Here is a 19,237-nt window from a genome sequence, read left to right as displayed (position 1 = left end):
GTTGAAATTTGATCAGCTCGCCCCGTCCGGCGCGGGCGCCGATAGTCGAAGGTCGATCATGCGTCCGGCTTCCCGGCTCGCGTCGCGCAGCTGCTGCTTGTGAATCTTGCCGGTTTCGGTCCGCCCGACACTATCGAAGCGCCACAGTCGGGGGCGCTTCGGCCCGGCGAGCGTCGCGGCGATGTCTGCGGCAATCCGCCGGGCGAGTTCGAGATCGTGCGGTCCTTTTGCCGCGTCGCTCTCGACCAGCACCGCCACAACCTCGCCGAGGTCGGGGTCGGGAAGCCCGAAGACCGCGCAGTCGCGCACCGCGGGATGCTCGATCAGCGCCGCTTCAACTTCGCTCGGATAGACGTTCACGCCGCCCGAGATGATGGTGAAATTCCGCCGGTCGGTCAGGAACAGAAAGCCGTCGTCGTCGACATGGCCGATGTCGCCCATCGTCGCCCAGCCCCGTGCATCGAGCGCGCCGCGCGTCTTCTCGGGATCATTGTGATATTCGAGCCCGGCCTTGCCCTCGAAATAGACGGTGCCCGTCGTTCCGGCCGGCACTTCGCGGCCATCGTCATCGAGAATATGGATCGTGCAGCCGAAGGCCCGCCCGACGCTGCCCGGCCGGGTGAGCCATTCGGGCGAGCTAATGTGCGTGAAGCCAACGCTTTCGGTGCCCGAATAATATTCGTGGAGGATCGGCCCCCACCAATCGATCATCGCGCGCTTCACCGAAGGCGGGCATGGCGCGCCGGCGTGGATCGCGCAGCGATGCGACGACAAGTCCCTCGCCGCCCGCGCATCCCCGGGCAGCGCCAGCAGCCGCGAGAACATCGTGGGCACCCACTGGCTGTGCGTCACCCGCTCGCGCTCGATCAGGTCGAGTGCGGCGGCAGCATCGAATTTCTCCATGCCCACGAGCTTCGCACCGACGCGGAGCAGGTTCATTGCGAAGCGCAGCGGCGCGGCATGATAGAGGGGCGCGGGCGACAGGAAGACCGTATCGGCATCGAAACCGAATAGCTTCGCGCCGCGCTCGACGCGGCGCGCGTCGCTCCCCAGCGTCTCGCCTGCGATCGGCCGGCGCACACCCTTGGGCCTGCCCGTCGTTCCCGAGGTGTAGAGCATGTCGCCGCCCTCGATCACCGGCGGCGGCGAGTGGTCGCCAAGCGCCGCGGAGAGAAGCGGAAAGTCGCCGTTTTCGTCGAGACCATAGCGCCGGATATCGAGCCCCTCCGAGGCTGCCGCGCCGAGCGCGCCGAGATCGGACGAGGCGATCAGCGCGCTGGCCCCGCTGTCCTCGAGGATATAGCGCACCTCGGCCGACGTCAGCTTGGTCGGGATCGGCAGATAATAGAGACCCGAGCGCTGCGCCGCCCAGGCAAGTCCGAGGAATTCGGGCCGGTTCGACACGAGCAGCGCGACGACATCGCCCTGCCCTAATCCATCTTTCCACAGCAGCGCCGCGACCCGCGCGCTGAACCTGTCGAACTCGCCATAGGTCCAGCGCTCTGCGCCGAAGACGAGCGCCTCTCGGCCCGGGTCGCGCGCGGCGATCGCGGCGGGCGACCAGGTCATGCCGCGGCGTCCATAAAGCGGCCGGACAAATGCGCGGTCTCGTTGACACTGACCACCGCGAGGCGTTCAAGCGACGAGCCCGCAAGGCGCGTGATCGAGCCATAGTCGGGCAGGAAATGGCCCATGCCATCGAGGCCGAGCGCCTGCCCGAGCAGGATATTGATCGGAAAACCATGGGTGAAGATCGCGACGGTTTCGAGGTCGCGGCGTTCGAAAAGCTCGGCAAAGGCATCGAGCGTCTCGGAACGGAACCGCTTCGGATCAATCCCGAAATAGCCAATCGGATCGCCAAGGAAGCGGCGCCATTCCTCGTCGCCGCGCGCGCGGATGATCTCGGCATTGGCATAATCGACCCCGTAGCGATCGACTTCGCCGAGATTGGCGATCGCCTCGGGAACAATAGCGAGCCGGTCGACGAGCGGCTGCGCGGTCGCTGCGGCGCGCGCCATGCCGCTATGAACGATGGCATCGACCGCGGTTCCGGCGAGATAATGACCGACACGACCGGCCTGCTCGCGACCGAGCGCCGACAGCGGCGGGTTGGCGGGGGTCGCACCGGCCTGTGTTTCGGGCTTGCCGTGACGGACGAGTATCAGCTTCATCGTTCAGCCCCGCCCCGCCAGCGTGCGCAGCGCATGAAAGCCGCCATCGACCTTGAGGTCGACGCCGTTGACCCAGCTGGCGCGCGACGACAACAGGAAGTAAATAGCCTGTGCGATTTCCTCGGGTCGGCCGTGACGGCCGGTCAGCGCTGCCGCTGCGGCGATCCGGTCCGCACCCATCGAGCTGCGAAAGTCGGCAAGAATCGGAGTCTCGACTGGTCCCGGACTGACACAATTGACGCGAATCCGGCGCGAGGTGAACGCAGCCGCCTCGTGAAGCATCCAGCGGTTGAGCAGCGCCTTTGAATGCTCGTAAGCCGATGTCCCGTCGAGGGTCGAAAGCTCGGCCTGCAATTCGCGGGGCTCAAGGCCCAGAAGCCAGTCCTTCGCGGCATCGTCTAGTGTGCAGCGCGCGGCCGTGATGCTCGACACGACGACGACGCTCGCCCCCTCGGCCAGCCGCCCTGCCAGTGCGTCGGTCAATTGCCGCGGCGCCAGCAGGTTCACAGCCAGTACCGCCGCCGTCGGCGCCGTCCCCGGCACGCCAGCGACATGCGCGATACCGGCAAGCGGTCCATCGATCTGCTTCGCGGCGCGCAAGATTGCCTCGGACGAAGCAAGGTCGCACACGATGTCGCAACCGGGCCCCGCTGCGCGGTCGAGACCGATCGGCCGATGCCCCGCATCGACAAGATCATAGTAAAGCGATCGGCCGATGCCGCTCGCCGAACCCGTGACGAGGAATGCGCCGCTCATTGCCAGCACACCTTCATCGCCGACCAGCCGGTGAACCAGTTGGACGGCAGCCGCTCGGGTTGTCCCACGAGTTCAATGGTCTCGATATGCCGGCCGAGCGCTTCGAACAGCAGCCGCGTCTCGAGCCGCGCGAGGTGTGCGCCGAGACAGAAATGCGGACCGATGCCAAAGCCCATATGCGGGTTGGGCTTGCGGTCGAGAACCAGCCGGTCCGCGTCGCGGAACATTTTTTCATCGCGATTGCCGCTCGCGAACCACAAAACGACCTTGTCGCCCCTAGCGATCGCCTGTCCGGCTACCACCGTGTCGGCCGACGCCGTACGGCGCATGTGCGTGACTGGTGAGACGAAGCGGCACATTTCCTCCGTCGCGGTCGGCAGCAGTTCGCCATGATCGCGCAAAAGCGGATAGTCGCCTTGCCGCACCAATTGCGCGAGACCGCCGGTAACGAGAAAACGCGTCGTTTCATTGCCCGCGATTGTCAGCAGCATGAAATAGGCGTCGAGCAGTTGCTGTGACTCTTCGCCCTCGGGAAAATCGGCCTCGACCAGCAGGGTCGCAAGATCGTCGGCGGGCTGTCGGCGCTTCAGTGCGCCAAGCTGACGAAAATAGTCGAAGAGATGCTGGCGTGCCCCCGCTTGCTCCGCGTCGCTCGCATTGACGTCGGACATCAGATTGGCCGAGTCGACAAGCGCCGGCGCTTCCTCGGGCGGCACGCCGAGCATGTCGGCGATGACGAGCATCGGTAGCCGGACCGCGATGCGATCGACAAAATCGAAGGCCTCATCGCGCGGCGCCGCGAGCACCAGTTCCTCGGCGATGCGCGCGAATGCCTCGGTTCGCCGCTCGACCACCGAGCGCGACAGACCGGGCATGACGATCGAGCGCAGCCGCGAATGGAGCGTGCCGTCGCTGTTGTGGACGCTCGGCGCTCCATGGCCTTCGGCGCGGCGATCCTTGATTTGGGTTCCCTGTCCCGAGATGAAGAGATGGCCGTCCCGCGCCGCCGCCGAGATGTCCTCGTAGCGAGCGAGCGACCAGAATCCGGGTCCGTCAGGCTCGGGGTTGAAGAACAGGCCGTCACGGGCCCGCAGGCCGCGAAACAGCTCATGCTCGCGCGAGCCCTGGAAGGGCGCGATATCGAGGAGATCGATCAGGCTCATGCCGCCGCTCCGCGGATTGTACGGTACCAGATGAGGGCGCAGCTGCGGCCGAGCCGCTCGATGGTCGCCGCCTCGGGATCCTCGACCGCAAGCCCGATCTCGACATAAGCTAGCTGCTCGGTGAGCGCGCTCAACCCCGCCGCGACCATGGCGGCATCCTCCAGCGGCGAAATTTCGCTGTTCGCGACGAGCTGATCCAGCCAGCGATGCGTGCGCTCGACATAGCGATTGCGCATCTTCAGCCACATTTCGCGAAACCCGATCTCGTCGCTGCGCGCCGCGACTTCGCGCGCCACGCGAAGCAGTTTCCGGTTCTGCGCATATTCGCGGAAGAACTGGATATTGCGCCGTTCGAGCTGCGCAAGCGTGACGGCACCATCTTCGCCCACTTCGCGCCCCGAGGTATGACGAAGCTGCGCGTTCATCCGGTCGAGGACCGCGACGAGAATTTCGGCCCTGTCCTTGAAGTGGCGATAGAACAGGCCGTGGCTCACCCCGGCCTTGGCGTTGATGTCGACAACACGGGTCGCCTCATAGCCAAGTTGCCCGAAAACCTCGGTCGCCGCATCGAGCATGCGCTCGCGCGTTGCCTGCCCTTTCGGAGTCGGCGGCAGCGTCTGTTCGGCTTTGCTGTCTAGATTCTGCACCATTGGCACCCTCTCGATTCCGTTCGCTCATTGTCTTTTCGACTTGCACTCATAGTGCGATAATGTAAAAGTGATGTCAATGTCACTTTTTCGATACGCGGAGCCAAACCCGCTTCCGGCTCGAAAAAAAGGCAAAAACAATGGGAAGAGGAGAGCAACGATGGGCCGATTGGACGGCAAGATCGCCATTATTACCGGCGCAACGGGCGGAATCGGGTCCGCGACCGCGCGCAAATTTCTAGCCGAAGGCGCGAGCCTCATGCTCGGGGGCCGCGATGCCGGACGACTCGCAGAGACGGTTGCAGCACTCGGCGAAACCGACCGGGTCGCGACCTGCACCGGGCATCCAGCCGAAGAGGCTGATGTAGCGGCGCTCGTTGCGGCAACCATCGCGCGCTTCGGGCGGCTTGACATCTTCGTCGCCAATGCGGGATCGGAAGGCAGCGTCGTCCCACTGGTGATGGCCGACGTCGAGAGTCTCGACGACGTGATGCGCGCCAATATCCGCAGCACCTTCCTCGCCATCAAGCATGGCGGGATCGCGATGGCCGACACAGGCGGCGCAATCGTTACCATGTCGTCGGTCACCGGCGAGGTCGGGGTTCCGGGCATCGGCCCCTATGCCGCTACCAAGCATGCGATTCTCGGCCTCACGAAGGCCGCCGCGCTTGAGCTTGCTGCAAGCCATATCCGCGTGAACAGTGTGGCCCCCGCCCCAATCGACAATGCGATGATGCAGTCGATCGAGCAGCAGGCGGCGCCCGGCGACCCCGCTGCCGCGCGCGCGGGCTTTTCGGGACTGATCGCGATGCGCCGCTATGGACGCAACGAGGAGGTGGCGAATGTCATCGCCTTTCTCGCCAGCCCAGAAGCCAGCTACGTCACGGGTGCGACCTATGCCGTCGACGGCGGCTTCCTGGCTGCCTGACCAAAAGCGAGGGAAGAGACAATGATCGACACCGAACCCCTGCTCGCCACGCTGCTCGAAGAGCGCAAGGCGCGGCGCGGCCTGCCGCCCTATCTTCCGCAGGAGGATCGCGCCGTCGCAGCGCTGCTGCAAAGCTGGTACGACGCGCGCGAGGCAGGCGCGACCGTCCGCAACGTCGCGCGTATGGGCGGCGGCGCATCGCGCGAGCAATTCATCTTCACGCTCGAGTGCGACGGCACCGAACGCCGCTATATCCTGCGCATGGACCCGACCGAGGGCATCACCGAGACGAGCCGTGCGCGCGAATATGAGATATTGCGCGCGTTCGAAGGCACGCTCCCGGTTCCCGCCGCAGTCTGGCTCGACATCGACGCCGACCATTTCCCCTGCCCTGCGATGATCGTCGAGGTCGTTGCGGGCGTGACCAAGCCGACCTCGGATCAGCTCTCGGTGACGGGTCTCGGCACCATATTGGGCGATCCGCTGCGCGACATCATCCGCCCGCAATTCCTGGGGCATTTGGCGACAATCCACAATTTCGACTGGAGCACGGCCAACCTGCCATCTTTCACCGCACCGACGGACGATCCCAAGCAGCCGACGCGCTGGTTGATCCAGTTCTGGAAGGAATTGCTCGAGCAGGATGCTGTGACAAAGGAGCCCGTGCTTCGCCTCGCGACGCAATGGCTTGAGGATAATGTACCGGATTGCGAGAAGATTTCGGTCGTCCACGGCGACTACCGCACCGGCAATTATCTCTTCGACGAGACCGACGGCCGGATCACCGCAATCCTTGACTGGGAGATGTGCTACCTCGGCGATCTCCACGCCGACCTCGCCTGGGCGATCCAACCGGTGTTCGGCAGCCATATCGACGGCGTCTTTCGCGGCAGCGACCTCGCCCCGCCCGCGCAATTCCTCGCTGAATATGAGGCGGCGAGCGGCAACCGCGTCGACGCCGCGAAGCTGCATTATTTCACCATATTCAACGCATGGAAGAGCTATATCCTCGTCGCGGCGCTCGGCATGCGCGCGGCGCGCCAAGCGCATAACCACCAGGATGTGCTCCTCACCTTCCTCGCCGCGACCGGACCGTTGTTCGTCGACGAGCTCGCGCGGCTACTCATGATGGAGGAAAGCCAGTGAACCCCTCGGTCGACGATCGCCTTTACAGCGTACTGCGCGCGCTCCAGTCGGTGGTGCTCCCCGCGCTTCCCGAAAGCGCCAACCTCGCGCGCGAGCAGATCATGCTCGCCATGGGCCATATCCAGATCATCCAGGCCCAGCGCGATGCGACCCCCGCCTATGAGGAGGGGGAGCGCGCCGACATCTTTGACATGGCCCGTGCGCTGCTGGCCGTCGCCGGCGGCGGCGAGCCGAGCGCCGCGGCCCGTGCCGGGCTTGAAACGCGGCTCGCCGACAAGGACGGGCTCGCTCGCGAACGCGCCGAGGCCATCCGCGAGGCGATCGACGCGCTGCTGCTTGCCGCGCACGCCGGCGGCGAGCGCGACTATCACCGAAGCCTCGCCGCGGCGATCCTGCCGCTCGGCCGCGCGCGCGCCGACAAAGATCGCAGCTGGTTCGCCCCGATGGGCTTCGACAGCGAAAAGAGCGCGTGAGCGCGAACGGAGGAACGGACATGATGATCGATCGCGACTTCCGGATGCTGATCGGCGGAGAACTGGTGCCGGGCGCTGCCCAGCTGGCGGTCGAGAATCCCGCGACCGGCGAAACCTTCGCCGAAGCGCCCGACGCGTCGCCGACCGACCTCGACGCCGCGGTCGCCGCGGCGCGCGGCGCCTTTGCCGGCTGGCGCGACACGCCGATCGAGACGCGCCGCAAGGCGATCATCGCGCTCGCCGACCGGCTGATCGAAGAGGTCGAGCCGATGAAGCGGCTGCTCACCCGCGAGCAGGGCAAGCCGCACAAGGATGCCGCCGAGGAGGTGCTAGGCGCGGCTAACTGGCTCAAAGCGGCGGCGAGCCTCGATATTCCGGTCACAGTCAACGAGGACAGCGCCGAGCGTTACAGCGAGACGCGCTACGTTCCCCTCGGCGTCGTCGCGGCGATCGCGCCCTGGAATTATCCGCTGATCCTTGCCTCGTTCAAGCTCGGCCCGGCTCTGCTCGCGGGCAATTGCGTCATATTGAAGCCGTCGCCTTTCACTCCGCTGACCGCATTGAAGCTCGGCGAGTTGGCCGCCGACATCTTCCCCGCAGGCGTGCTGAACGTGATCAGCGGCGGGGACGCAGTGGGGCCATGGCTGACGAGCCATGCCGGGATCGACAAGGTCAGCTTCACCGGCTCGACCGCAACGGGCAAGAAGGTGATGGCGGCCGCTTCCGACACGCTGAAGCGCGTGACGCTCGAACTCGGCGGGAACGACCCGGCGATCATCATGCATGATGTCGATGCCGAGGCGATCGCCCAGCAGATATTCTGGGCCGCCTTCGGCAACGCCGGTCAGATCTGCATCGCGTCGAAGCGCATCTATGTTCACAAGGACGTCTATGAGGCGCTCCGCGACGCGCTGGTTGCCTATGCCCGCACGGTCAAGGTCGGCGACGGCGCCGAGCAGGGCACGCAGATTGGCCCGGTCAACAACCCCCAGCAATATGACCGCATGCGCGATCTCATCCGCGACGCCCGGGCGCAGGGCTATGTATTCCTGACCGGCGGCGAAGCGGAAGAGGTGCCGGGACATTTCATCCCAGTGACGATCATCGACAATCCGCCCGAGCAAAGCCGTATCGTGCAGGAAGAACAGTTCGGGCCCGTGCTGCCACTACTCATGTTCGATAATTATGAAGAAGCCCTCGCACGCGCCAACGCCTGCGAATATGGTCTGGGCGCGTCCGTCTGGGGCGCTGACGAAGACGCCGCCTGGGCGCTTGCGGAACGGATCGAAAGTGGAAATGTCTGGGTCAATGAAACCCGCCACCTCTCGCCATTCGCTTCTTTTGCCGGCCACAAACAGTCGGGCCTCGGCGTCGAGAATGGCGAAGATGGGCTTCTCGAGTATCTTCTACCCAAGACGCTGACACGCAAGCGCGCTGGCCGCTAAAAGCAGTGTCCGTCGTCAGAACATTTGGCACACTTCGCGGCGTAGATTAGCGGAGTGCGGGCCTCGTCTGGGGGTTGATGTTAGGCGGCGAGCTTGCGGTGCTGCAAGCGTCGATGTTCGATGGTCTGTCGCTTGATCCTTTCACGCTGTTTGATGATGGCCGGTGCTCTGCCGAAGTAGGCGTCTGCAGGTGTCACGTTGGCCAGGCTCTCGTGGTAGCGCTGGTGATTGTAGTGCTCGACGAAGGCCTCGATTTGAGCTTCGAGGTCGCCGGGCAGGAAGTAGTTCTCCAGCAGGATGCGGTTCTTCAGAGTCTGGTGCCAGCGCTCGATCTTGCCCTGGGTTTGGGGATGGCACGGTGCACCGCGCACATGACTCATCTGCTGAGCTTCGATGTATTCAGCCAGTTCGCCCGCGATGTAGCTGGGGCCGTTATCGCTGAGCAGCCTGGGCTTGTGCAGCACCGTGGCGCTGTCGCAGCCCGAGGCCTTGAGGGCGAGGTCCAGCGTGTCGGTCACGTCCTCGGCCCGCATGTTGGTGCACAGTTTCCAGGCGATGATGTAGCGCGAGAAGTCGTCGAGCACGGTCGACAGATACATCCAGCCCCACCCGATGATCTTGAAGTAGGTAAAATCGGTCTGCCACGTCTCGTTCGGCCGGGTGGTCTTGGTGTGGAACTGATCGGCGGCCTTGATCACGACGTAGGCCGGGCTGGTGATCAGATCATGGGCCTTCAGCAGGCGGTAAACCGTGGCTTCGGACACAAAGTATTGGCGTTCATCGGTAAATCGCACCGCCAGTTCGCGCGGTGACAGTTCGGACTGCTCCAGCGCCAGTTCCACGATCTGATCCTGCACCTCGGGCGCGATGCGGTTCCACACCCTGCTCGGCGCCGATGGCCGATCCTCCAGCGCCTCCGGGCCGCCCTCAAGGTAGCGGTCATACCAGCGGTAGAACGTCCGGCGGGCGATGCCGATCTGGTCCAGCGTCCGCTTGGCCGGCAGGTGCGACTGCTCGACGATCCTGATGATCTCGAGCTTTTCGGATGCGGGATACCTCATTCGTCGTCGCCCCCATCCGCGATCATGCTTTTTTTGAGCAGACGGTTTTCGAGCGTCAGGTCGGCAACGCATTCCTTCAAGGCACGGGCCTCACGCCGCAGATCCTGCACTTCGCCGGTGGTCGCGGCACGCGCGGTATCACCGGCCAAGCGGCGCTTGCCGGCTTCCATGAACTCCTTCGACCAGGTGTAATACAGGCTCTGGGCGATGCCTTCCTTGCGGCACAGCTCGGCAATGCTGTCTTCGCCGCGCAGGCCATCCAGCACGATACGGATCTTGTCCTCGGCCGAAAAATGCCGCCGGGTCTGCCGCCGGATATCCTTCACCACCCGCTCAGCTGGGGCCTTTACCGGCGAATTTTTCAAGGAGGGTTGGGTCTTCATCTTCGTTCCTTCGTCACTACGACGAAGCCCCAACCCTCCTTAATTCACAACCTCAAATCTGTGCCATTGGTGCTGACGGGGGACACCCACTTCATCGGCTGCGGCTCAACCAGATCAATAACGCCGAGCCGCTTCTCGACAGTCCAGTCCCCATCGTTCCTCGCCCACGGGATACCCGAACGTGGCGGAATGGATCCGGTCGTCGCCAACACCGCGGCCCGGCGACCATCGGGCGATACGCGCACGCCCAAACTGCCGTTGAAGGGGTAAAGCGGGACTGACGCTACATTCGTCCATTGGCGGTTCGGGACATTTCCAACGGCTAATATTGCGATTTCTTCGGGCCCGGCACCTGTGCGCTCCAGACCGCTTCCTGACACGCTGACCATCGCCTCACGTCCAGTCTGCATCGCCTCGCGTGTCGCCTGGGTGTGCTGATAGATGCGCTCGCTTGCGTCCAGCAGCGCAGATGTCCGCCCCGTCGGAAGGAAGGCCACTAACAACCTTTGCGCATCAAGCCAGGCAAACGGCGGGTTCTCATCTCCCGCACTGCAAGCGTCCGCTGACACCGCGTTCGGCCCGGCGATATCCAGCTTGTTGAGGCCGCCACCATAGCGCGTTTGCGTAACGACCGCCTGCTCACTCAGGCGAATAAGCTCGTCCGAATGGCGATCCCAAACATAGAGCCTGACGTTATTGCCGCCCTGCGGTTCTGCGTCTGTAGGGCGGGTCGACAAGAAGGCGAGACGCTGACCATCTGGAGACCATGTTGCACACAAGGCGCCTGCGGCCCGGCTGCGCCCGTTGGTGAGATTGCGCTTGGCGCCGGTCGCGCGGTCGATGATCCAGATGTCGGCGCGCGAAGGATCAATCTCGTAGGAGGCGCGGCCAAAGATCTCTCCCGGCAAAGCCCCTCGAAGGACTACCGCCGCGACGAGCGAACCATCCGGCGACAGGCTGGCCCTTTCGAGCCGCTCGATCGCAAGCACATCATCGACGGTCATCGATCGTTGTTCGGCCACTGTGGGTGGTGCCAACAGCAACACAAACACCAAAAGCCAGTGTCGAAAGCCAAACGCACTGTGCAATGCAGATCGTGACATTGTTCTAATTGGACACACCGAAATTGCAGCGCAAGCGACTAACGTCGCGCAACCTGACCGAGTTAGACATGGCCTTGGCGCTGCGAGTTTGTGAAGCAATATTCTGCTGCGCCACGGCGTCCGCTACCATGCAACTACGCGCGCTCGATATGCGACAGACGGGAGTGCATGACTTCTCGGAAGTGAGTGGAGTTTTGCGAACACGGGGAGCCGCTTCAGCAGTCAAGTGAGCGGCAGTTTTCGAGTAAGCCCCACAGTGAAGGTCGCTTCCGATATGCCGGCGAAAGAACTTATTGCTTGGCCAATTCAAAGCTGAACCACTTCATGATTCCTGTAGAGTTTTTCTAGTCCCGAATGCGCAATCCTAAACTGGCTGCGCCTCTTAATTTCGGGCCGCGAGGCTGAGGCATTCGCCATTTTGACGGCGGGATCATAATATACCTCTCCAGTGGCAAAGGCCCTTAGAGCCCGTTTGATAATGGGTTGAGCAGCCGCCGCTGGCGTGATTCAAGCTTGGGATGTGGACCCGAGCGAGCCGTGACCGGATGGCAGAACATGAGAAGCGAGCCAAGCGCTATCCGACAGACCTGACGGATGTGGAGTGGGGGATTATCCACCCGTTCCTGCCTGTGCCGCCGAAGCGCGGGCGCAGGCCATCGACTGACCTGCGCGAGGTTTTGAACGCCTTGCGGTATCTGGCTCGTTCGGGCGGAGGCTGGCGCATGCTGCCCAAGGATTTTCCGCCGTGGCAGACAGTCTATTGGTGGTTTCGTCGCTTCGTACGGCGCTTGCTTTTCCGAACGATACACGATGTAGCGCTAATGCTGGACCGGGAACGCGAGGCTCGCGAGCAGAGCCCTTCTGCCGCGGTCGTCGATAGTCAGTCGGTCAAGGCACCATCGGCACCATCAGGCGGCGGCTTTGATGCGGGCAAGCGGATCAAGGGGCGCAAGCGCCACATCGCCGTCGATACCGATGGTCGGCTGCTGATGGTTAACCTGACCACTGCCGACATCTCCGACAGCGCTGGCGCACAGGAGATCGTCTCAGCAGTCCGCAGGCGTTGGCCATGGCTCAAGCATCTGTTTGGCGACGCGGCCTACGACCGCACCAAGCTGCTCGACGCTGCCGCCTACCGCGACTTCACCGTGGAGATCATCCGCCGGTCGGACGATGTTTCTGGCTTCAAGGTGCTTCCCCGGCGCTGGGTTGTCGAGCGCACCTTCGGCTGGATGACACGCTGGCGCAGGCTGGTCCGCGATTATGAGAAGCGCCTCGACGTATCGGAAGCGATGATCCATCTTGCCATGGCGAGCAACCTGCTCCGGCGGCTCACGCCGTAAACGACGGCTGTTCAAAGGGGGAGCGCAGGTCGTGGTGACGGCTCAAAAACAGAAGCGAGTACGTCGCAAGGTCGGCGATATAGTGCGCATCGACCTCGGATCAGGCCGCCATGCCTATGGGCAAGTTGGGAGCGAGCCCTTGGTTATCTTTTTGAAGGCACCTTCGACGAAGAGATTGGGGTCGAGCGCATCCCCAGCCTGCCTATTGCCTTCAGGTTGTGGGTGTCCAACCACGCGATCACCAAGGGAACTTGGCCGGTCATCGGTTCGCGGCCGCTTTTGCCGGAAAATGCAGAAGAACCCTTCTTCTACAAGCAGGACGCCATCAGTGGCCGGCTATCCCTGTACCACTCGGCATTCGCCGCGACCAACTATGAGCGCTCCGCTTCCCTCGACGAATGCCAACATCTTGAATGCGCAGCCGTATGGGAGCCTGAGCACGTCGTTGATCGCCTAAATGACCATGCCGCGCACCGACCGAACCGCTGGGTGGAAAGCCTCAGGATCAACGCTACAGCCATCCCCGCCTGACATTCTCAAACGGACTCTTAGAAAAAGCAGAAAATCAGTCTGTTCGCAAAGCAGAACATTTGCGCCGTACCGATATTCCGGGGGCGGTGTTCGCGACAACGAAGGCACATAGGCCGCCTGTGCATGTTTGCGATTCCAATGCGCCATCATGCCTTTGAAAGTCCACGATGCCGCGATCTCTCCGGAGGCGTCGATTAAGGCCAGCCAGCCATCGAGGTCGGTGATCTTTCCACTGAGTGGATCATAGCCCGACATTATCATCCGGAGGCCCGTAAGGTGATTGGAGGCGCGCTGACAATCGTAGCGGCCGCCGAAGTTGATGCGGTCGGAGATGCCTGCCCGATCAGGATATCCAAATCGCTTCATGAATTCAGTAATGCCCAAAGTTCGGTAGATGCCGCCAGTTGGCTCCGGCGTCATTAGTGTAACGGGCGACAGTGGCCTGAAGGAGCTGAAGTCGCGAACGCCGTACTGTTTGACTTCCCAGCCCATGAAGTCGGGTTCCGCGTAGCCGTTGGGCATGATGCCCAGCTCCGCCTCCAATGTGTAGCCGCCGCCATTGCGGGCGGCGTAGGGGGCTTTCGTGCCGTCTCTGGCCAGCTTCTGAGAGGCAATCCATTGCAGCTGGTAAATGCGGCGCAGTTCCGTCAGAAGATGTTCACGTGGGCTACTGGTGTCACCCAGTGTCAATGGAAGTTCCTGAAAGACACCGACCATCGGCCAGTCGCGCGCGGTCAGTTCCGCGGCAATCGGATTAGTTGCGGCGGCAGCATACCCCAACACTTCGCCTTGTCGCGTGATGCCGAAGAAAAGCACGCGCCCCAAATCGCGGACCCGCATGATCTCTGAGGGTGCGGCCTTGCAGCCGAGCAGGAAGCCCGACATCCGGACTTCCGGATATTTCGGATACAGGATTAGCCCTGCATTCGGCGCCCGGTGCCGGCGGGTTTCGTCTATCCAATAAAAGTCGACAGGCGCTTTCGCACGATCGCGAACGGCGCCGGCGACAGTCGTGTTATCGGTAATTACATCGCCGTGCGGGATGATGTTGAGTGCGGAGAAATCGCCACCCAGATAGATCTGGTTCTTGGAGTTGTCGTTGGGCGCGAGCTTCTTGGCATAAATGCGATACGCGCCGTGGTGGCGCATCAAATCCAATAACTGTGCAAGTGATGCGACCAATTACCCGCCCCTGATCGTGATGGTCTGTTCATCCCCCTTTATCCAAGTGATCAGCCGCTGAACAGCTTCTGGAAAATCAGCTCTGGTGCGGCCTTTCAATGCACATTCCCAGACGATTGCGGAGCGCCAGCCTGCTTCCAGAAGTGCGTTGGCAGCCCTCTCATCGTTGATCACGTTGCGCCCGATTTTCTCACGCCAGAAGTCCTGTCGCGTTGCGGGCCAGTGAAACAGGTGACAGTCGTGCTGATGCCAGAAACAGCCGTGAACAAAGATTATGGCCCGGTAGCGCGGAAAGACGAGATCGGGCTTGCCTGGCAAATCTCTGACATTCAGCCGGTATCGCAGTCCGGCTGAATGCAGGGCCTTCCGGATCAGCAGTTCTGGTTTGGTGTCGCGTCCCCTGATCGCCGCCATGTTCCGGCTGCGGGTGGCGGGATCATGCACATCTGCCAACCCTTAAGCTGCTTTACGCTGTTGCGATGCTTCGACGATCGTCTGAATGTGCGGCTGCATAATCCGGGCAACTGCTTCAAAAACAGGCACGGCGACCGAGTTTCCGAATTGTTTGTAGGCCTGCGTGTCAGAGACAGGAATTCGGAAGTCGTCGCCGTATCCCATGAGCCGGGCACATTCGCGCGGCGTAAGGCGACGGGGGTTCTTGCGTTTGCCCTGGCTGACAAGGATCTCTGATCCATCCTTGTAATAGCGGGCCGATAGTGTGCGGGCGACGTCGTCCGGAGTGACCAGTCCGAAGCCGAAGCCATTGCCGGCGGCCTTATGTTTCTCGGCATAACCCTGAAGATATTGCCAGAGCTTGTCCGTCAGGGTGTATTTGCCGTTCACGATGGCGTCCGGGCCCAAAGTATAGGGCGCCTCTGCCTTCTCGGATCCATCCTGCGGGTGAAGAACATGCTTCAGGCGCATGCTGCCCTTTACCGGTAGCTGCAGATCATCCCAGGTAAAGGGGACGTCTTCCCGGAAGCCAACGATGACGATCCGTTCGCGGTGTTGCGGAACGAAGTGCTGGGCATCGACGACCTTATGCCAGATCTTATATCCCAGCTCGTCAGTCAGGGTTTTCAGAATAACCTCGAATGTGCGCCCTTTGTCGTGGCTCGTCAGGTTCTTTACGTTCTCGAGAAGGAAAGCTGCCGGTCGCCTGGCTTTCAGAATGCGCGCCACGTCGAAGAACAGCGTTCCCTGAGTTTCATCGAGAAAACCGTGCTGGCGGCCGAGCGAGTTCTTCTTGGAGACGCCGGCAATCGAGAAGGGCTGGCAGGGAAATCCAGCGAGGAGGACATCATGCTCGGGAATATCATCTGTGCCGATGGTCGTGATGTCGCCATGCGGTGGGTGATTGTCGCGGAAATTGGCAGCATAGGTCTGCTGCGCATATTTGTTCCACTCGGAGGTGAAAACGCAGTGACCGCCGATGGCGTCAAAGCCCCGGCGAATACCGCCAATTCCGGCAAACAGATCAATGAAATTAAAACGTGTGGCGGTCTGGTCCGGTGCTTCCGCAGCCATTGACCTCAGTAGCCCAATCGCCGCCTCTCTGGGCTTCCCGTCACCTGCTTCCCAGCGCTGCACTTGACGTGAGCTGTAGCCGGTCATTTGGGCAAGATCTTCAATCGAGAGACCGGCGCGAACACGAAGGGCGGCGAATTCGTTGAGCATAAATCTCCTGGGACGATTTTCGACATGGTGTCGCGATGCGGCCCAGATGGCAAGCCCTTTTGCGAAATTTTGTTCACTATTTGTTCAATGGCATATACCGATCCTGCACAAGCCGTGATCGACAGCTACCGCTCGAAGTCCCGCCCCCGGCCACCCCCATGCCCACGTTCCAGCAATGGCTCACGCTCTTCGTGCTCAAACCGACCTTTGTTGCTAGCCTCGTGGGCTGACGTCTTGCTACCCGCGTTTCGTGCCACGGAGCGTTCCACAACTTTCGCGCTATCAACCACCAGCGTCGCATGTTCGGCAATTCGCGTCACAGCGACCAGGAACGTTCGCGTCGAGTTCAGCGTTCGCTCGCGCTCGCTCATCAGGATTATCCCGTTCTTGGCGGTCATGCCCTGAGCAACATGGACATTGACCGCATAGGCGAGATCAAGCCGCTCTAATGCAGGGTCATTGCGGGGGATGTCGTGGCGCTGTCCGGCGGAAGTGGTGACCGTGACACCGCCGGGGCCAACACTATCCATCTGCGCAATGTCGCCATTCAATGTGCCGCGCGCAGGATCCTTGTCGGTCCAGCGAATACGGTCCCCGGCGTGAAGTTCGAGATCCTTGGGCTGGAAAATCGAGACCGCATCATGAGCGAGATTGCGGGGGAGTCGTTCGGGCGTGAATATCTTCCTGCTGCCGTCCGCCATCTGCAGCCGGACCTTGTGATCCTCGATGCCCTGCACAGTCCCACGATCCCCCCGTTGGAACCCTTGCGATGGCAGGTTGGTCCGGAATTCCACAATCCTGCCTTCGCGATAGCCCTTCAGCTGTCGCGCCCCTTCGCGGGTGATTCTGACGCGGTCGAGCACCGTGAGATGAAGAGACTGTGGGCCCAACTCGCCCTTCGCCAGAAGCTCGGCCTGCACAGCTTCATTGGCAGCCGACCGCATCGCCCGCCCGGATGCCAGCAGGATTGTCTGCTCACGTTCCTCTATCGGCAATTTGGCCCACAGGCGCGCCGCCGCTATTGGCGTGCGGCCATGCGGCACTTCCACCGTATCCGGCCTCAGAATGACAAATGCCCTGCTGATATCGCTCTCGCCAAGTGCGGCGTTGAGATCGCGCATCTGCGGTGTCGTGGCGCGCAGATTCTCGGTGATTTCGCCGGTGGGCACACCGACATTCTGAAGAAGCTCGAACGGCTTCCCCGCCTCGATTGCCGGCAGCTGCTTCACGTCACCAGCCAGGATCAACCGCCCGACGTCCAGCTTGTTGGAGAGATCGACTAGCTTCAGCAGCCGCTCGTTGCCGATCATGCTGGCTTCGTCGACCATGATGACAGCGTCGGAAAGTTCGGCGCGGGCGGACGCCATTCGATCAGGACCGGCGCGACTTTCCAGCACGGCAGCATAGCGGCCAAGGAAGGTATCGACCGTCGAACCTTTCTCACCAACCTTCTCCCCGAGCTCGCGGGCAATGCGGCCCACATGCGACAAGGCAAAGACGTTCCGCCCTTCTTCCCGAGCGATGACGGCAACAGGCGCAAGCGCCGCAGATTTGCCTACACCTGCACCGCCCTGCACCAATTGGACGCGATCCGGTGACGACAGCTGCGCAACACGCGGACTGCCGCGGTCCTCTTTTGCCAAGGCTTCCAAGATTTCTGTGCGTCGTGTCGAGAACGCCTCGATCTCGCCTCGCGTGACACCGGCAATTTCAAATGAGCCGCCGATGGGATTCGCCGCCGGGATTGTCTCATACCCCAACGCTTCCACTCTCGACCGAAGTTCAGCGTTGAACACGGCGCCAATGAGATGCTGGCTGAGGTAGAGCTTGTCGTTGTGAATGGCATGCCACTTGCCGTCCGATGCGATCGTCGCGTTCAAGATCACGGCATGGCTGTGCAACTGCGGGTCGCCATTGCGATTTACGTCATGCTGGAAAACGGCGGCAGCTATTTTCCCGGTCGGCTCAGCCAGTTGGACTTTCGCCGACCTATCCCAGACGCGAGCTTCCAGAAGGTTCTTCTCGACCCAGCTGCCCCACGCGCCCTGTGAGATGCCGATAGCACCCACCATTTGCCGCGAAGTCTCGACAAGGTTGGGCCATGTGGCGCCGCCCTTGGTTGCAACCAATTCCCGATAAGCAGGTGACGCCAGTTCGAGCGCGATCTCCGGCGTCACAGCACCCTCCCGATTGCTGGTACAAGTTCGTGATCGATTGTTCTGTATATTGGGTCGGAACATTTCTTCCGGTGCATCGGAAGAAATCTGCCGACCGCTCTCATCACTGAGGCTCTCGAACACCGCCTCCAGCGCCGTCAGGATGGCCTGAAGCCTGGGTAGATCCGCGATCGGGGCTACCCGACCGGACGGCAGAATGTCCTCGGACTTCTGGTGCAGGTCAGGGTTCTGCGTCTCGCGGATTTTCCGGCGGATGCGGCGGATGTCCGCTTTGGTCTCTATGACCGCCTGCTGGTGCAATAGCTGTGCGTCCCGGATCAGCTGCAGTTCCGTGAACCTGCCAATCAGCGGCGCGAGATTTATCCCCGCCGCCCATCGGATGGATTCGCCGGCGCGCATGCCTGAACGAGCGCCGTTGCCACCTGTTGTACGGACCAGAAGACCTTTGCGCTCCAGTTCCCGTTCGGCTTCGTTGACACCCCGACTGCACAGACCGAGCCGCTCAGCGGTGCCGCTGACCTTTTCCCAGACCGCGCAGATCCGGCCCTGCCGATAGTCGCTGTCTCTTGAGCGGAAGACGTAGTGGTGCAGCACGCAAAATGCCGTGCTCGAAATGCCGAGGCCCCGCTTCCCGAGATTCTCGACCAGTGACAGCAGATCTTTCCGCACGATGCCGGGCGGCAGGCCTTGGTGGGCAAGGGTGGCGCTCACGCTTCACCGCCAGACAACGCAGCGCTTGCGCCTGATTCGACCTTGACGTAAAACCCGAGAATAGCCGCATAGCTATCGGATACGCCGCTGTGAGGGGTTGCCGCCCCTCCAGCGGTTTTTCGTTGGGGTAGGTTCTGGCGGAAATCGCAGTTCCCATGGATGGGCGAAGTGGTTGATCTCCAAATTGGAAACTGGCCAGCCACCGCCCGGAATGAGCAGGGATGTGACATACTAAACACCTATGTTCAGGAATTTGTATGTTCCCGAACGATTCCCTTCACCCGCTCCAAACCCAAGTCCGCCGACCTCTGTATGCGTCAGGACAGCAGCCGAAAGCTCC

17 protein-coding genes are annotated in these 19,237 nt (G+C 62.1%); 6 read left to right on the top strand and 11 right to left on the bottom strand.

Annotated features, from left to right (window positions below; all coding sequences use genetic code 11):
- Positions 1-12: 12 nt before the first annotated feature.
- Genes IM784_RS15810 through IM784_RS15790 form a run of 5 tightly spaced genes read right to left on the bottom strand, consistent with a single transcriptional unit; the run spans position 13 to position 4,740 of the window.
- Positions 13-1,569: an AMP-binding protein gene (locus IM784_RS15810; RefSeq protein WP_199556321.1), complete on the bottom strand. Its 1,557-nt coding sequence runs from the start codon at positions 1,567-1,569 to the stop codon at positions 13-15.
- The gene (locus tag IM784_RS15805; protein WP_199556320.1) at positions 1,566-2,171 is read right to left on the bottom strand and encodes a histidine phosphatase family protein; all 606 of its coding nucleotides are present in this window, start codon (positions 2,169-2,171) and stop codon (positions 1,566-1,568) included. Before IM784_RS15805 ends, IM784_RS15810 begins: the two co-directional genes overlap by 4 nt.
- Before the next feature lie 3 nt (positions 2,172-2,174).
- Positions 2,175-2,927, bottom strand: coding sequence for an SDR family oxidoreductase (locus tag IM784_RS15800; RefSeq protein ID WP_199556319.1), 753 nt, complete (start codon positions 2,925-2,927; stop codon positions 2,175-2,177).
- Complete coding sequence (locus IM784_RS15795) at positions 2,924-4,090, bottom strand: cytochrome P450 (RefSeq protein WP_199556318.1); 1,167 nt, start codon at positions 4,088-4,090, stop codon at positions 2,924-2,926. The genes IM784_RS15800 and IM784_RS15795 overlap by 4 nt, the downstream gene beginning before the upstream one ends.
- A complete protein-coding gene (locus IM784_RS15790) occupies positions 4,087-4,740 on the bottom strand; it encodes a TetR/AcrR family transcriptional regulator (protein ID WP_199556317.1) in 654 nt (217 codons plus the stop codon). Before IM784_RS15790 ends, IM784_RS15795 begins: the two co-directional genes overlap by 4 nt.
- A gap of 166 nt (positions 4,741-4,906) precedes the next feature.
- Between IM784_RS15790 and IM784_RS15785 the strand changes: the two genes are divergently transcribed.
- From IM784_RS15785 to IM784_RS15770, 4 genes are read left to right on the top strand one after another with little or no spacing between them, the layout of a single operon-like run.
- Positions 4,907-5,665, top strand: coding sequence for an SDR family NAD(P)-dependent oxidoreductase (locus tag IM784_RS15785; RefSeq protein WP_199556316.1), 759 nt, complete (start codon positions 4,907-4,909; stop codon positions 5,663-5,665).
- Positions 5,666-5,686: 21 nt separating this feature from the next.
- On the top strand, positions 5,687-6,811 hold the full coding sequence (locus tag IM784_RS15780; RefSeq protein WP_199556315.1) for a phosphotransferase family protein: 1,125 nt from the start codon (positions 5,687-5,689) through the stop codon (positions 6,809-6,811).
- Positions 6,808-7,284, top strand: coding sequence for a hypothetical protein (locus IM784_RS15775; protein ID WP_199556314.1), 477 nt, complete (start codon positions 6,808-6,810; stop codon positions 7,282-7,284). Before IM784_RS15780 ends, IM784_RS15775 begins: the two co-directional genes overlap by 4 nt.
- Before the next feature lie 20 nt (positions 7,285-7,304).
- Positions 7,305-8,729 carry an aldehyde dehydrogenase family protein gene (locus IM784_RS15770; RefSeq protein WP_199556313.1) on the top strand — a complete coding sequence of 475 codons (1,425 nt, stop codon included), beginning with the start codon at positions 7,305-7,307 and terminating at the stop codon, positions 8,727-8,729.
- Between the two features lie 80 nt (positions 8,730-8,809).
- On the opposite strand, the gene IM784_RS15765 is transcribed toward IM784_RS15770, so the two are convergent.
- Positions 8,810-10,173 (bottom strand): IS3 family transposase gene (locus IM784_RS15765; RefSeq protein WP_235977427.1). Its coding sequence is split into 2 segments (ribosomal slippage): positions 8,810-9,823 and positions 9,826-10,173, totalling 1,362 coding nucleotides; the frame shifts between segments, so codons are not numbered across the junction.
- A 44-nt stretch (positions 10,174-10,217) separates the two neighbouring features.
- The gene (locus tag IM784_RS15760) at positions 10,218-11,276 is read right to left on the bottom strand and encodes a TolB family protein (RefSeq protein ID WP_199556311.1); all 1,059 of its coding nucleotides are present in this window, start codon (positions 11,274-11,276) and stop codon (positions 10,218-10,220) included.
- Between the two features lie 518 nt (positions 11,277-11,794).
- Between IM784_RS15760 and IM784_RS15755 the strand changes: the two genes are divergently transcribed.
- Both IM784_RS15755 and IM784_RS17790 read left to right on the top strand, forming a co-directional pair.
- Positions 11,795-12,619 (top strand): IS5 family transposase, encoded by an 825-nt coding sequence (locus tag IM784_RS15755; protein ID WP_199556310.1) that lies wholly within the window; start codon positions 11,795-11,797, stop codon positions 12,617-12,619.
- 99 nt (positions 12,620-12,718) lie between these two features.
- Complete coding sequence (locus IM784_RS17790; RefSeq protein ID WP_199556334.1) at positions 12,719-13,150, top strand: Imm26 family immunity protein; 432 nt, start codon at positions 12,719-12,721, stop codon at positions 13,148-13,150.
- Here IM784_RS17790 and IM784_RS15745 read toward each other — a convergent pair.
- The 4 genes from IM784_RS15745 to mobF all read right to left on the bottom strand — a co-directional run bounded on the left by IM784_RS15745 (position 13,073) and on the right by mobF (position 18,897).
- On the bottom strand, positions 13,073-14,332 hold the full coding sequence (locus IM784_RS15745) for an MvaI/BcnI family restriction endonuclease (protein WP_199556309.1): 1,260 nt from the start codon (positions 14,330-14,332) through the stop codon (positions 13,073-13,075). The genes IM784_RS17790 and IM784_RS15745 overlap by 78 nt on opposite strands.
- A complete protein-coding gene (locus IM784_RS15740; RefSeq protein WP_328799568.1) occupies positions 14,333-14,776 on the bottom strand; it encodes a very short patch repair endonuclease in 444 nt (147 codons plus the stop codon).
- A 12-nt stretch (positions 14,777-14,788) separates the two neighbouring features.
- Complete coding sequence (gene dcm, locus IM784_RS15735; protein WP_199556307.1) at positions 14,789-16,009, bottom strand: DNA (cytosine-5-)-methyltransferase; 1,221 nt, start codon at positions 16,007-16,009, stop codon at positions 14,789-14,791.
- A gap of 125 nt (positions 16,010-16,134) precedes the next feature.
- Positions 16,135-18,897, bottom strand: a complete 2,763-nt coding sequence (mobF, locus tag IM784_RS15730; protein ID WP_199556306.1) for a MobF family relaxase — start codon at positions 18,895-18,897, stop codon at positions 16,135-16,137.
- Between the last annotated feature and the right edge of the window lie 340 nt (positions 18,898-19,237).

The organism is Sandaracinobacteroides hominis (assembly GCF_016464365.1).
In the GTDB taxonomy this organism is placed as follows: Bacteria; Pseudomonadota; Alphaproteobacteria; order Sphingomonadales; family Sphingomonadaceae; genus Sandaracinobacteroides; species Sandaracinobacteroides hominis.
The sequence above is the reverse complement of the archived record's forward strand: the minus strand, read 5'-3'. Positions and strand labels throughout refer to the sequence as shown.